Origin of the sequence: Fictibacillus sp. 23RED33 (assembly GCF_015903925.1) — a bacterium.
In the GTDB taxonomy this organism is placed as follows: Bacteria; Bacillota; Bacilli; order Bacillales; family Fictibacillaceae; genus Fictibacillus; species Fictibacillus phosphorivorans.
In genome coordinates this window covers 89,929-103,604 of sequence record NZ_JACZDX010000007.1, presented here as the reverse complement: position 1 = coordinate 103,604, position 13,676 = coordinate 89,929, and the positions used below count along the sequence as shown (strand labels likewise).

The window sequence follows — 13,676 nt, the reverse complement described above, 5'->3', positions numbered from 1 at the left end:
AGGGGTAAGATTGGATGAAAACCATTCAAGTCAGCGTAGTAACCCCTGATGGTCCTGTGTTTGAAGGAAATGCGAAAATGGTCAGCGCGAAAGCAAAAAGTGGGGAGCTTGGAATTCTTCCAGGCCATATCCCTCTTGTAGCTCCTTTAACGATCAGCGCCGTGCGTGTTCACGACGTTGATGGGAAAACACAATATGTGGCCGTTAGCGGTGGATTTATTGAAGTGCGACCTGAAAAAGTCACGATTTTAGCAGAAGCTGCTGAGATCGCTGGCGACATCGAAGTAGATCGTGCACGTGCAGCAAAAGAGCGTGCCGAACAGCGTCTTGCTAGCAACAAACAAGACAACCTAGATGCAGCTCGTGCGGAGTTTGCGCTTAAACGCGCAATGAACCGTATCGACATAGCAACAAAACGTTAAGTCAAAAAGCTCTTCAGCTCTCTTTATAGAGAGTTGGAGGGCTTTTTTTGTGTTTGTAGGGGGTATGTGATGGTATAGGGAGTGCGAGCGATGTCGAGGATTGTAAACTCGTGGATAAAGGAGCAAAACTTTTGGATTGAAGGCTGAAATTCGTGGATAAACAGGCAAAACTTCTGGATAAACAGCTTAAACTTTTGGATTGCACAAATTTTATACCCCATAAGGTATATCGATTATACAGTTTCGGGATCCGAAACTGTACCTTCATTCTTATTCCGAACTCAAAACCCCTCTGACTTGTCCAAAAATAAAGTCAAAGGGGTTCTATACGAGGACATCACGTTCAGTTTGAGAAGGTTGAACATCGGATGAATCGTTTTTTATTTAGTTTCTTCCAAAAATCGGCGGAGCACATGAAACCCTACGTACCCACAATTGATCGCCATTTTCATCAGTCATCGCGTTCGTTTCTGTTACCTCTTCCATTTGAACCACTTCATTACCAAAAGGATTTTGAAAGTCGCCAACAGGAGAGATCACAGGTTTTTTTCTCTTTTTAATCATGCTTTTCACCTCCTCAAGCAAAGGAAGTGCTTAAAATATAGCTTCATTTAAAAGCTATACACTATTTAATGCTCGTCCGTCGGTAGTTGTATGTGTTATTATCACTTAATATGTAAAAAAGGCGGTTTACCGGGGTTTTTGCAATAAAATGTGAGAACTGGTGAATGATAAGAACGTAAGGGGTGTGCAAGATGAGCTTCCATGGACAAAAAGTTTTGCCGGCAGCGAGAAAGATGAAGGATTTTGAGAAGCTGCTAAACAGCAAATACACATATATCGTATGTTTGGATACGCATATCAGTCAGTTGAAATTCATGATCGCTATGGCGAACGAAAGAAAGAAGAAAGTTTTGGTTCATCTCGATCTGATCAACGGGCTGAAAGCAAATGAGTATGCAGTCGACTTTTTAGCACAAGAAATGAAGCCAGCAGGAATCATTTCAACGCGATCTAACTGCATTATTCGTGCAAAAAAGAAGAACATGATTGCTGTTCAGCGCTTGTTTTTATTAGATTCATTAGCACTTGAAACGAGTTATAAAGTGATCGAACGTGCTCAGCCAGACTATTTAGAGGTTTTGCCAGGCATCATGCCGGAAATAATAAGAGAAGTGAGTGAGCAAGCGGGTATTCCGGTAATCGCTGGTGGATTGATTCGTACAAAAGTGAATGTGATGGAAGCACTTGAAGCAGGTGCAGAGGCTGTGACGACTTCAAACCCTGAATTGTGGATCTAATGTTCTAGTGAAATAACGTTTGACAACGTTTTCATCCTTGTTATAATAGAGACAAGTTCATAAACGTGACGGAGAACATGGAGATCCACAAGGGTTACTTATAGCAAAACTATAGGTATCTTTTGCTGGGTCTTTTTTTGATGAAATCCGTACACATCATTGCACTTATATTTGATAGCGATTGCACAAAAGGAGGAAAATACATGTCAACATTTATGGCAGAACTGATAGGAACAATGATTCTAATCATATTTGGTGGGGGCGTTGTTGCAAACGTTTCCTTGAATAAATCAAAAGCCCAAGGTGGGGGATGGATCGTTGTCGCACTTGCTTGGGGGCTAGCTGTTGCAATGGCGGTATATGCAGTCGGAAGCTTTAGTGGTGCACACCTTAATCCGGCAGTAACACTAGGTCTCGCTTCAATCGGTGAATTTGCTTGGTCGGATGTGCCAGCATATATCATTGCACAAATAATCGGCGGTATCTTAGGAGGAATAGTCGTATACTTCCACTTCCTTCCTCACTGGAAAGCAACAGATGATCCAGCGGTAAAATTAGGAGTTTTCTCAACGGACCCTGCAATTCCGCATACGTTTTCGAATCTTTTATCAGAATTCATTGGAACTGCGGTTTTACTAGTAGGATTATTGTCAATTGGAGCGAATAAATTTTCAGACGGGTTAAATCCACTGATCGTCGGATTCCTAATCGTAGCAATCGGGTTGTCACTTGGAGGACCAACAGGTTATGCCATCAATCCTGCACGTGACCTTGGTCCAAGGATCGCACATTTTATCTTGCCGATACCAGGTAAGGGTGGATCCAACTGGACGTACTCGTGGATTCCAGTTGTAGGACCAGTGCTTGGAGGAGTTTTCGGAGCATTGTTCTATCAAGCTGTTTTTACAGGAAAAGTTACAACGTTATTCTGGATTTGGACAGTGGTATCACTAGCAATCTTCGCTATAACGTTCTTCTTAGGAAGTAAAGGCACACATGCACTGCCTCATGGAGATGAAATAGAAAACTAAAACAAGAACAAACCATTTTGGGAGGGTTTACCTATGGAAAAGAAATATATCATTGCACTCGATCAAGGAACGACAAGCTCAAGAGCGATCCTTTTTAACAAAGCAGGAGAAGTCGTTGAGATCTCACAAAAGGAATTTAAGCAGCACTTCCCGAAGCCAGGCTGGGTAGAGCATGATGCACAAGAAATTTGGGGAACGATTTTAGCAGTAGTGGCTGAAGTTTTATCAAAAACAGATACAGACCCAGGCGAGATTGCTTCGATCGGAATCACGAATCAGCGTGAAACAACGGTCGTTTGGGACAAAAACACTGGAAAACCTGTTCACAACGCGATCGTTTGGCAGTCTCGTCAAACCGCTGAAATCTGTGATGAGCTAAAAAACCAAGGCTTAAACGATAAATTCCGTGATAAAACTGGATTGTTGATCGATGCTTATTTCTCAGGAACAAAAGTAAAATGGATCCTTGATAATGTTGAAGGTGCAAGAGAAAAAGCGGAAAACGGTGACCTGTTATTCGGTACGATCGATACATGGCTAGTTTGGAAGCTAACAGGCGGAAGAGCGCACGTAACGGACTATTCCAACGCATCTCGTACACTAATGTACAACATTTACGATTTGAAGTGGGATGACGAACTTCTTGATATCTTAGGCGTTCCGAAATCAATGCTTCCAGAAGTAAAATCATCTTCAGAAGTATACGGTGAAACGATCGACTATCACTTCTTCGGTAAAAATATTCCGATCGCAGGTATCGCGGGCGATCAGCAAGCGGCACTTTTCGGACAAGCTTGTTTTGAAAAAGGAATGGCGAAGAACACGTATGGTACAGGCTGTTTCATGCTTATGAACACAGGAGAAAAAGCGGTTAAGTCAGAGCATGGCCTTTTAACGACGATTGCTTGGGGTGTGGACGGAAAAGTCGAGTACGCACTTGAAGGAAGTATCTTTGTAGCAGGTTCAGCGATACAATGGTTGCGTGACGGACTTCGTATGTTAAAAGATGCGGCAGACAGTGAAGATTATGCAGAGCGCGTTGCATCAACAGATGGCGTGTACGTTGTGCCAGCATTCGTTGGCCTTGGAACTCCTTACTGGGATTCAGAAGCACGCGGTGCGATCTTCGGACTTACACGCGGTACAGAAAAAGAGCATTTCGTTCGTGCAACACTTGAGTCACTGGCTTATCAAACAGCTGATGTTTTAACAGCGATGGAAGCAGACTCAGGTATCGAGCTGAAGAAGCTTCGTGTTGATGGCGGAGCAGTAAAGAACAACTTCTTGATGCAGTTCCAAAGTGATATTTTAAACGTTCCGGTTGAGCGTCCAGAAATCAATGAAACGACGGCACTCGGTGCTGCATATCTGGCAGGTCTAGCAGTCGGTTTCTGGGGCGATCGTCAAGAAATTGCAGATAAATGGAAAGTGGACAGAGACTTCGACGTAAACATGAAAGAGGAAGAGCGTAAAGAGCTTTATGATGGCTGGAAAAAAGCTGTTGAAGCAACGATTGCGTATAAACCTAAAGCATAACCCTTTCAAAATCTAGAAAACTGCGTTATACTAATCACAAGTTGATATTGAACCGGTTGGAGATCAGGAGAGACCACAAAACCTCGTACAAACGATGCGGGGTTCTTGTGGTCTTTTTTGCGTGCCAATACACGGAAATGTTTAAAAATGTGTGTTGGGTTCGCTGATTCCGGGAAAACTACCCGTATTATATTTGTCCAACGGTTCTGTACAGAAGGAGTGAAGAGAAAATGACAGCATCATTTTCAACATATAAAAGAGAAGAAATCATCACAGGTATGAAACAAGAGAAGCTTGATCTTCTTGTAATCGGAGGAGGCGTAACAGGAGCGGGAATTCTTTTAGATGCACAGACTCGCGGGATGAAGGTAGGTCTTGTTGAGATGCAGGACTTTGCTGCTGGAACATCCAGCCGTTCTACAAAACTTGTTCACGGTGGACTTCGTTATTTAAAACAGTTCGAAGTGAAACTTGTGGCCGAAGTAGGTAAAGAACGTGCGATCGTGTACGAGAACGCTCCGCACGTAACAACACCAGAATGGATGCTACTTCCGTTTTACAAAGGTGGTACGTTTGGGAAATTCTCCACTTCCATCGGTCTAAAAGTGTACGATTTCTTAGCAGGTGTAAAACGCAAAGAACGCAGAAAGATGTTTTCAGCTGAAGAAACATTACGCCGTGAACCATTATTGAAAAAGGATAACTTGCTTGGCGGCGGGTATTACGTGGAATACAAAACAGATGACGCTCGTCTAACGCTTGAGATCATGAAAGAAGCAGTATCACGCGGAGCATCAGCTGTGAACTACGCGAAAGTTACAAGCTTTATCTATAACGGAAAAAGAGCGGTCGGTGTAAAAGTGGAAGACCAGCTCACTGGTGAAATTCATGAGATCTACGCGAAAAAGATCGTAAACGCAACAGGTCCATGGGTAGATGAGCTTCGTGAAGAAGACCGTTCGAAAACAGGAAAAGAGATCCACCATACAAAAGGAATCCACCTTGTTATTGATGGCTCGAAGTTCCCACTGAAGCAAGCGGTTTACTATGACACAGAAGACGGCCGTATGGTGTTCGCGATCCCACGTGCGGGTAAAACGTATATTGGCACGACAGATACAGATTATAAAGGTGACCTTGCAAACCCAGGTATGACGGAAGAGGATCTTCAATATGTATTGAACACGATCCACTTCATGTTCCCAGACGTGAAGATCACGCGCGACGATGTTGAATCTTCATGGTCAGGACTGCGTCCGTTGATTCACGAACCGAAAAAAGGACCTTCAGAAATTTCTCGTAAAGATGAAGTGTTCCACTCTCCATCAGGATTATTAACAATCGCTGGTGGTAAGCTGACAGGTTACCGTAAGATGGCTGAAAAAGTCGTTGATATTGTTCGTGATCAGCTTGGTGAGGAAGAAGGGGCAAAATTCCCAGGATGCCGCACGCAACACATGGAGTTATCCGGCGGTAAGATGGGTGGAAGTCAAAACTTTGCAGATTTCCTTCGTACGAAAGTACAAGAAGGCTTAGCGTTAGGTTTAGATGAAGCAAAAGCTCGCGAGCTCGTTCAGCGCTACGGAACGAACATTGATATCGTTTATGGTTATATGAAAGAACGCGGTGAAGAGGCGAAGAGCTACAACTTACCAGTAAGTTTGTACGCATCCCTACTCTACGCATTAGAGTATGAGATGACATCAACACCATCTGACTTCTTGATCCGCCGTACGTCTGCTCTATACTTTGACATCGATACGGTATATGAGTGGAAAGAAAGTGTAATCAACTGCATGGCAGACAAATTGGGCTGGAACGCAGAACAAAAACGCGAGCATGCAGAAGATTTCGAAGAGCAATTGCGATTGTCTGTTGAGGCAATCTGATAAAAGTATATAGGTATGGCAGAAAGGCATCCCGCTTAGTTGAGCGGGGTGTTTTTTTTATGTGTGGGGTATATGAGGAGTTATTTGTGACTGACAGGTGTCGAGGTTTGTCGACTTGAGGATAAATAGCCAAAACTTTTGGATTCAAGCTAAAAACTCGTGGATTGTACACCGAATTTTGTGGATTGGAGGCTTAAATTTCTGGATTGGTTGTTGGAGATACCCAACAGGGTATACATAACAAACAGTTTCGTTCACCGAAACTGCACCTATATTAGACAAAACAAAAGGATGATCCCACAACACGACGGGAGCATCCTCAATTCTTGATAAATGTTGAACGTGATAAGTAATCTGAAGGGTATTTTTGAAGCAAATATTGCAAAAAAAGATCCATTTCATAAGGCATTTCATCATAATACTCTTTATCTGACTCTCTCAACGTGGTCAGCAGCGAAAAAAAGTGCTGCTTGTCCACTTCCTCGGCTGATTTTTTAAAATAACCCCAAACATGTTCTAACGTGTTGCATAAAGCACGTCGCTCAAAAGGTTTTTCCTTATACTCAGCAATCAACATCGTCACTTTTTCATAGTCAGAGTCAGATTGAGCATCCCTCATCTGCCCTTGAACCTCTTTATAAAGGTTATATCCCTTAGCCATCACGGTGTATTTTTCACTCGCCCACAGCTGCTCGGTCTCTTTTTTCAATTGAGATCACATCCTTTAATAACGACATTTCATTAAAGATAAATGTAGAGAGCAAGTGCGATGATCGAAACAAGGATCACCACTGCATAGATGAGTGTAAGGCGAACGAGGTTCTGACGAGTTGAACTTCCGTATTTTTCGTCCTGTGTTTTAGAAATCATGATCGTACCGACTAACCCAGCGATCGAGATTACGACAATCAAGAAATAAGCAATCCACCATATATCCATTACGAATCTCCCCTTTACACCTATCATACTGCTAACGGTGATGAGTCACATCCAAAAAATTTACAGGATTATGAACATTTCTATAGAAAAATAAGGGGGAGACCCTAATATAGTGTAAGTACCATATGTGAAGAAGCACATCGACACAAAATATGGAATTTGCTATAATTAAAGCGGTTACAGAATTTAAAAAATTCTGAAGATTAGGAGGTAGTCAGAATGGATTTTTATCATCTGTATCAAAACAATTACCTCATTGTGGCTGTATTTTTATTTTTAGGGGTCCTTTTGCCGGTTGTCGCATTGACTGCAGGCCGTTTATTGCGCCCTTATAAACCATCAGCAGAAAAATACACCACCTACGAAAGCGGAATTGAACCATTTCATCAAAGTTGGGTTCAGTACAATGTCCGCTATTATTTGTTTGCGCTCATGTTCGTTATTTTTGATGTTGAAACCGTATTTTTATACCCCTGGGCCGTTGCCTATGAAGAGCTAGGTGTGTTCGCTCTGATCGAAATGGGGATTTTTGTTGTTCTTTTAACGTTAGGTCTTGTATACGCTTGGAAAAAGAAGGTGCTGAAATGGACATAAAGTGGGAACTTACGGCTGAAGAACGCGCCGAGCTAGACCGCAACGTATTCATGGTAACACTCGAACAAGTGAAAGCCTGGGCCAGAAGTAACTCACTATGGCCGTTAACCTTTGGACTCGCCTGCTGTGCGATCGAAATGATGGGCACAGGTTCGTCTCATTATGACTTAGACCGTTTCGGAAGTATATTCCGTACGTCACCTCGTCAATCTGACGTGATGATCGTTTCAGGAACCGTAACGAAGAAAATGGCGCCCGTTTTAAAGCGATTATATGAACAGATGCCAGAACCGAAGTGGGTCATCGCGATGGGTTCATGCGCCACAGCTGGCGGACCTTACATCAAATCGTATGCCGTCGTAAAAGGCGTCGATCAAATCGTACCCGTGGATGTGTACATACCAGGATGTCCACCTAACCCTGCAGCACTCATTTATGGCATCAACAAGCTTCAAGAAAAAATCCGTTATGAAGCGAAGACAGGCAAGAAGGTGATGAGCGAATGACAGATAAGCAAAATGATTCCAATGAAGGATTATCGATAGAAGAACAAAAGAAAAAAGCAGCCGCAGAAGCGAAGGCAAAAGCGTTGGAACTTGCGAAACAGCGCCAGGCTGAAAAGGCGAAGACAGCGGAAGGTACAGAGCAGCCAGCAGCCGAACCGGAGCTAACAAAAGAAGAGCTAAAAAAGAAGGCTGCCGCAGAAGCAAAGGCAAAAGCACTGGAACTCGCGAAACAGCGTCAGGCTGAAAAGGCAAAGGCGGCTGAACAGTCAGAGCCGAAAGCAGCCGAACCGGAGTTAACAAAAGAAGAGCTGAAGAAAAAGGCTGCCGCAGAAGCAAAGGCAAATGCACTGGAACTCGCGAAACAGCGTCAGGCTGAAAAGGCAAAGGCGGCTGAACAGTCAGAGCCGACCGCAGCTGAACCGGAGCTAACAAAAGAAGAGCTAAAAAAGAAAGCGGCTGCAGAAGCGAAGGCAAAAGCGCTTGAACTTGCAAAACAGCGTCAGGCTGAGAAAGCAGAAACATCAGAAGTTCCAAAAATCGATGAGCCAACAGACGATCTTGCGAAACAAAAAGCACTAGCCGCCGCGAAAGCGAAAGCAGCCGCAGCAGCAAAGGCGAAGGCAGCAGCTGCCGCTAAAGCAAAACTAGCAAGAGAGAGTGGAGGCAACGCATCCAACGAACCCGCTTCAGACGATGAAAAAGCGAAAGCGGCGGCAAAAGCAAAGGCTGTCGCTGCAGCCAAAGCAAAAGCCGCCGCCGCTGCAAAAGCGAAGGCTTCCCGTGAAGCAGGATCAGATGCACCAACTAGTCCAGCAGGTGATGACGAAAAAGCGAAAGCGATCGCCGCAGCCAAAGCAAAAGCAGCTGCAGCCGCAAAAGCACGTGCTGCCGCGAATGCAAAAGGTGCAGCAACCGAACCTGTCGCAGAAGAAAAACCATCACCAAACCAACCTATCCTCGATACCTACACAAAAGTCATCAAAGAACATCTAGGAGAAGATGTACTCGAAGATTCCTATATTAACAGACTGTCAAAAGACGTCCCTACCTTAGTTGCAAAACCTGAATCCTATTATAAAATTGCGGAGTTTTTAAAATATAACGACCAGCTTCGTTTTGATTATTTATCTGAAATGCACGGCACGGATTTTGAAACGCATTTTGAAGTCTATAACCACCTGTATTCGTACAATCATCGCCAGTCCGTTGCATTAAAAGTAAAGATAGACAGAACGAGCGCTACTACCCATTCCATTACCCCGTTATGGGAGGGAGCAAACTGGCCAGAGCGTGAAACATATGATCTTTTAGGCATCCATTTTGAAGGTCATCCGAACTTAACGCGCATCATGCTGCCAGACGATTGGGTAGGATATCCGCTTAGAAAAGATTACGAACCACATGACGTGGAGGTGTAGAGACATTGATCAGAACAGAAGAGATGCTCCTCAACGTTGGGCCACAGCATCCGAGTACGCACGGTGTTTTTCGAATCGTACTAAAAATTGACGGAGAGACGATCATCGAAGCTACGCCAGTGATCGGATATCTTCACCGAGGCACCGAGAAATTAGCAGAGAACCTTCAGTACACGCAGATTATTCCATACACAGACCGCATGGATTATCTAGCCGCGATGACGAACAACTATGTGATCTGCCATGCTGTTGAAACGATGATGAGTTTAGAGATACCTGAACGAGCGGAATATTTGCGCGTGATTGTGATGGAGCTCGGCCGCATCGCAAGCCATCTCGTTTGGTTTGGTACATATTTATTGGATATCGGGGCGATGAGTCCATTCCTATACGCGTTTCGTGAACGAGAAGCCATCATCAATATGCTGAATGAGATTTGTGGGGCTCGCCTTACGTTCAACTATATGCGTGTTGGCGGTGTGAAGTGGGACGCACCAGAAGGTTGGATCGAGAAAGTCCGAGATTTTGTTCCGTACATGAGAGAAGAGCTTGCTGGCTATCACGACCTTGTGACAGGCAACGAAATCTTCTTGAATCGTGTTAAAGGAATCGGCTACTACACGAAAGAAGAAGCACTGAACTTTTCATTAAGCGGCGCGAACTTAAGATGCACGGGTACGAATTGGGATCTTAGAAAAGATGAACCTTATTCGATCTATGACCGCTTTGATTTTGATGTACCGGTCTTTCATACAGGCGATGCATGGGCGCGGTATCAGTGCCGCATGCAAGAGATCGAAGAATCACTCAAGATTGTAGAACAAGCGGTGAAACAGTTTCCAGAAGAAGGTCCGGTCATGGCAAAAGTGCCAAGAATCATCAAGCCGCCAAAGGGTGAAGCATTCGTCCGCATTGAGTCGCCTCGTGGAGAGATCGGCTGCTACATCGCGTCAGAAGGAAAAAAAGAACCGTACCGCTTGAAGTTTCGCAGGCCATCTTTTTACAACCTTCAGATTCTGCCAAAACTTTTAGTCGGTGAAAACATCTCCAACTTGATTACCATCTTAGGCGGGATTGATATCGTTCTCGGGGAGGTTGATGGCTGATGGAGGAGCTTTTATACGCACAGCCAGGCTGGACGCATGTTGCGATTTTCTTTGCGCTCGGCGCGGCATTACTCGTCACGGTGCTCGGTTTCGTAACCTACGCGATTCTAGCCGAACGAAAAGTGCTCGGGTTCATGCAGATGCGTACAGGGCCGAACCGGGTTGGAGGAAGATTCGGTCTTCTGCAAACGGTAGCAGATGTTTTTAAACTTTTGATAAAAGAAGACACCATACCGAAACTAGCTGATCGGCCGTTGTTCATCTTGGCACCGGTCATCGCATTTGCACCAGCGTTCATGGTGCTTGCGACGATTCCGTTCTCAGAAAACATGCAGTTCGCAGACCTCGGTGTCGGCCTTCTGTATTACGTAGCTGTTTCGGGAATCTCAACGATCGGCATCTTAATGGGTGGCTGGGCATCGAATAATAAATACTCGTTACTCGGCGGCATGCGTGCTGCAGCACAGATGATTTCATACGAGATCCCGCTCGTCATCTCTGTGATCGGGGTGATTTTGTTCGCTGGAAGTCTAAACTTAAACGATATCGTAAGAGGACAAGAAAACATTGCGTACATCTTTTTAACACCGATCGGCTTTTTTGTTTTCTTGATTTCTTCCATCGCTGAGTTGAACCGTACACCGTTCGATTTACCTGAAGCAGAGTCAGAGCTCGTTGCAGGGTATCACGTCGAATACTCAGGATTTCGCTGGGCGTTCTTCATGCTCACAGAATATGTGTATCTGTTTGCAATGGCTTCCTTAACGACTGTTCTGTTTCTCGGCGGCTGGAACCCGATTCCGTTCTTAGATTTCATTCCAGGTATGCTGTGGTTCGGCGTCAAATTCAGCATCGTCGTATTTTTCATGATTTGGATCCGTGGAACACTTCCACGACTCCGCGCCGATCAACTGATGGGCTTCGCCTGGAAGGTCCTACTACCGCTAGCACTGCTAAACATTTTCGTCAGTGCAGCAGTTAAGGAATTGTTTTTATAAAAGTGTTTAGAGCAGACTGCTGGTTATTGAGGGTGTTGGTTTCCGTTACAGGTGTTCGCTTTCCGCGGGGCAGGCGGTGAGCCACATTCGAATGTTTTACATTTAAGTGTCTCACCCGCCCACCTGTCCCGCAGGAGTCTCACACCTTTCACTACAACCAATAGTTCAAAGAAGACGAAAAATGATTGAACAGCAACAAGCTTCTAGAAACTTCTAGAAAAAAGAATCTTATAGAATGACCTTAGCCATAACTTTAAGTTTCGAAGGTCAGGCTACAAATCATTGGAAGTATTACAAGCATACTTCCTCGAATAGTTGATTGGAGCGCAAGGTGCGAGACTCCTGGGGGATCAGCGGGACAGTTCGAAAAGTGGAAGTGGCTTGTTCAGCCCCGACAAGCAAAAGATAAATGGGTTTGAAGGCGCACTTTGCCTTCTTAGCCATTTAACTTTTGACCTCGAGGGGCTAGCCACTGTAACTAGACAGGTGAGACTCTTAACAGTGCAAGGCACTAAGAGGCTCACCACACGCTCCCCGGAAAGCGAGCAACCTGGAGCGGAGATCAACACTTTCAAAATGCTACAGAGCAACCTGGAGCGGAAATCAACACTTTCATAAACGACAGAGCTCAATCACTCAAAAAGTTTTTTAATCGAAAGACCAACGCATAAGGAGCGTGATCTCAGGATGAAAGGTCTTGTAAAAGGTTTAAGCTATACCGTCAAAAACCTAACAAAACAAAACGTTACAACAAGCTATCCAGACGTGCCGATCCAGATGCCTGACCGTTTCCGCGGCATCCAAAAGTTTTATCCCGAAAAATGCATCGTCTGTAACCAATGCGCGCAGATCTGCCCAACCGACTGCATTCAGTTAACGGGTAAGCCCCATCCCGATCCTGCGAAAAAAGGGAAGATCATTGATACGTATGACATTAACTTTGAAATCTGTATTCTATGCGATTTGTGTACAGAAGTCTGTCCGACTGAAGCGATTGTTATGACAAATCAGTTTGAGCTTGCTGAATATAGCCGTGATGAACTTTTCAAAAACCTCGAGTGGCTCGATGAGAACGACGAGAATGTTAGAAAGGAGAACAAAGCATGACCGGTGAAATGATCGCTTTTTTCTTTCTCGCCTTAACAGCCATTGCCGGCGGCGTTCTTCTTATCAACCTATCCAATGTCGTTCACATGGTTGTTGCTCTTATTTTTACGTTCATTGCCATTGCAGGAATCTATATCACACTATCAGCAGAGTTCGTTGCCGTTGTGCAGGTTCTGATCTATTCAGGAGCGATCACCATCATCATGTTGTTCGGGATCATGCTGACACGTCATCAGGAAAAAGAAAAGCGTGCACCACGGTTAAAAGTCATCTTAACGGGGCTTGCGATCGGGCTTTTCTTTCTGATCATGTACGGCAAGATCAAAGACCTTGATTTTGGTCAGCAGAACGCAGAGCTTCACATCGATAATACGAAAAAGATCGGAATCGAGCTGTATTCGCATTATGTCATTCCGTTTGAGTTAACTTCTGTCTTGCTTCTTGTTGCCTTGATCGGTTCTATCATTCTGGCAAAGCGGGATGACGATGAAAAGGAGGCAAAAAAATGAGCTCTGTTCCTTTAGCAGCTTACTTGACGCTTGCCTTGATCCTTTTTTGTATCGGTTTGTTTGGAGCATTAACCAAAAGGAATGCGGTCATCGTATTGATTTCGATCGAATTGATGCTGAATGCGGTAAATATTAATCTCGTGGCATTTGCCAAATACTCAATAAACCCTGGATTAACAGGTCAGATCTTCTCGCTGTTTACGATTACGGTTGCTGCGGCAGAAGCGGCAGTCGGACTTGCGATTCTCATAGCACTGTACCGCAACAGACAGACGGTCAACGTGGATGAGATGGATACGATGAAGCGATAAGGAAGGAGA

Annotated in this window: 16 protein-coding genes; 13 read left to right on the top strand and 3 right to left on the bottom strand. The window is 44.5% G+C overall.

The window, feature by feature from the left end:
• Nucleotides 1–14 precede the first annotated feature (14 nt).
• Nucleotides 15–422, top strand: a complete 408-nt coding sequence (locus IHV09_RS18685; RefSeq protein ID WP_066398933.1) for a F0F1 ATP synthase subunit epsilon — start codon at nucleotides 15–17, stop codon at nucleotides 420–422.
• A gap of 384 nt (nucleotides 423–806) precedes the next feature.
• Here IHV09_RS18685 and IHV09_RS18680 read toward each other — a convergent pair whose 3' ends face one another.
• The gene (locus IHV09_RS18680; protein ID WP_197265187.1) at nucleotides 807–986 is read right to left on the bottom strand and encodes a hypothetical protein; all 180 of its coding nucleotides are present in this window, start codon (nucleotides 984–986) and stop codon (nucleotides 807–809) included.
• A 191-nt stretch (nucleotides 987–1,177) separates the two neighbouring features.
• On the opposite strand from IHV09_RS18680, the gene IHV09_RS18675 reads away from it, so the two are divergent.
• The 4 genes from IHV09_RS18675 (at nucleotide 1,178) to IHV09_RS18660 (ending at nucleotide 6,179) form a co-directional block, all read left to right on the top strand.
• Complete coding sequence (locus IHV09_RS18675; RefSeq protein WP_144696936.1) at nucleotides 1,178–1,723, top strand: glycerol-3-phosphate responsive antiterminator; 546 nt, start codon at nucleotides 1,178–1,180, stop codon at nucleotides 1,721–1,723.
• Nucleotides 1,724–1,926: 203 nt separating this feature from the next.
• Entirely contained in the window at nucleotides 1,927–2,754 is an 828-nt protein-coding gene (locus IHV09_RS18670; RefSeq protein WP_197265186.1) for an MIP/aquaporin family protein, read from the top strand.
• Between the two features lie 33 nt (nucleotides 2,755–2,787).
• On the top strand, nucleotides 2,788–4,290 hold the full coding sequence (gene glpK / locus IHV09_RS18665) for a glycerol kinase GlpK (protein WP_197128308.1): 1,503 nt from the start codon (nucleotides 2,788–2,790) through the stop codon (nucleotides 4,288–4,290).
• 230 nt (nucleotides 4,291–4,520) lie between these two features.
• The gene (locus tag IHV09_RS18660) at nucleotides 4,521–6,179 is read left to right on the top strand and encodes a glycerol-3-phosphate dehydrogenase/oxidase (RefSeq protein ID WP_197265185.1); all 1,659 of its coding nucleotides are present in this window, start codon (nucleotides 4,521–4,523) and stop codon (nucleotides 6,177–6,179) included.
• 319 nt (nucleotides 6,180–6,498) lie between these two features.
• Here the strand turns inward: IHV09_RS18660 and IHV09_RS18655 are convergent, their stop codons facing one another.
• Both IHV09_RS18655 and IHV09_RS18650 read right to left on the bottom strand, forming a co-directional pair.
• Nucleotides 6,499–6,888, bottom strand: a complete 390-nt coding sequence (locus IHV09_RS18655; protein WP_197265184.1) for a DUF1722 domain-containing protein — start codon at nucleotides 6,886–6,888, stop codon at nucleotides 6,499–6,501.
• A gap of 32 nt (nucleotides 6,889–6,920) precedes the next feature.
• Nucleotides 6,921–7,118, bottom strand: a complete 198-nt coding sequence (locus IHV09_RS18650; protein WP_066398908.1) for a hypothetical protein — start codon at nucleotides 7,116–7,118, stop codon at nucleotides 6,921–6,923.
• A gap of 219 nt (nucleotides 7,119–7,337) precedes the next feature.
• On the opposite strand from IHV09_RS18650, the gene IHV09_RS18645 reads away from it, so the two are divergent.
• The 8 genes from IHV09_RS18645 (at nucleotide 7,338) to nuoK (ending at nucleotide 13,667) form a co-directional block, all read left to right on the top strand.
• Nucleotides 7,338–7,712 (top strand): NADH-quinone oxidoreductase subunit A, encoded by a 375-nt coding sequence (locus tag IHV09_RS18645; RefSeq protein ID WP_066398906.1) that lies wholly within the window; start codon nucleotides 7,338–7,340, stop codon nucleotides 7,710–7,712.
• On the top strand, nucleotides 7,703–8,218 hold the full coding sequence (locus IHV09_RS18640; RefSeq protein WP_137791106.1) for a NuoB/complex I 20 kDa subunit family protein: 516 nt from the start codon (nucleotides 7,703–7,705) through the stop codon (nucleotides 8,216–8,218). Before IHV09_RS18645 ends, IHV09_RS18640 begins: the two co-directional genes overlap by 10 nt.
• A complete protein-coding gene (locus tag IHV09_RS18635) occupies nucleotides 8,215–9,636 on the top strand; it encodes an NADH-quinone oxidoreductase subunit C (protein WP_197265183.1) in 1,422 nt (473 codons plus the stop codon). The genes IHV09_RS18640 and IHV09_RS18635 overlap by 4 nt, the downstream gene beginning before the upstream one ends.
• A 5-nt stretch (nucleotides 9,637–9,641) precedes the next feature.
• Nucleotides 9,642–10,742, top strand: a complete 1,101-nt coding sequence (locus IHV09_RS18630) for an NADH-quinone oxidoreductase subunit D (protein ID WP_197190162.1) — start codon at nucleotides 9,642–9,644, stop codon at nucleotides 10,740–10,742.
• Complete coding sequence (nuoH, locus tag IHV09_RS18625) at nucleotides 10,739–11,740, top strand: NADH-quinone oxidoreductase subunit NuoH (protein ID WP_197129877.1); 1,002 nt, start codon at nucleotides 10,739–10,741, stop codon at nucleotides 11,738–11,740. The genes IHV09_RS18630 and nuoH overlap by 4 nt, the downstream gene beginning before the upstream one ends.
• A gap of 687 nt (nucleotides 11,741–12,427) precedes the next feature.
• On the top strand, nucleotides 12,428–12,847 hold the full coding sequence (gene nuoI / locus IHV09_RS18620) for an NADH-quinone oxidoreductase subunit NuoI (protein ID WP_066244809.1): 420 nt from the start codon (nucleotides 12,428–12,430) through the stop codon (nucleotides 12,845–12,847).
• Entirely contained in the window at nucleotides 12,844–13,356 is a 513-nt protein-coding gene (locus IHV09_RS18615) for an NADH-quinone oxidoreductase subunit J (protein WP_066398893.1), read from the top strand. Before nuoI ends, IHV09_RS18615 begins: the two co-directional genes overlap by 4 nt.
• A complete protein-coding gene (gene nuoK / locus IHV09_RS18610; RefSeq protein ID WP_066398890.1) occupies nucleotides 13,353–13,667 on the top strand; it encodes an NADH-quinone oxidoreductase subunit NuoK in 315 nt (104 codons plus the stop codon). The genes IHV09_RS18615 and nuoK overlap by 4 nt, the downstream gene beginning before the upstream one ends.
• The last annotated feature ends 9 nt before the right edge of the window (nucleotides 13,668–13,676 follow it).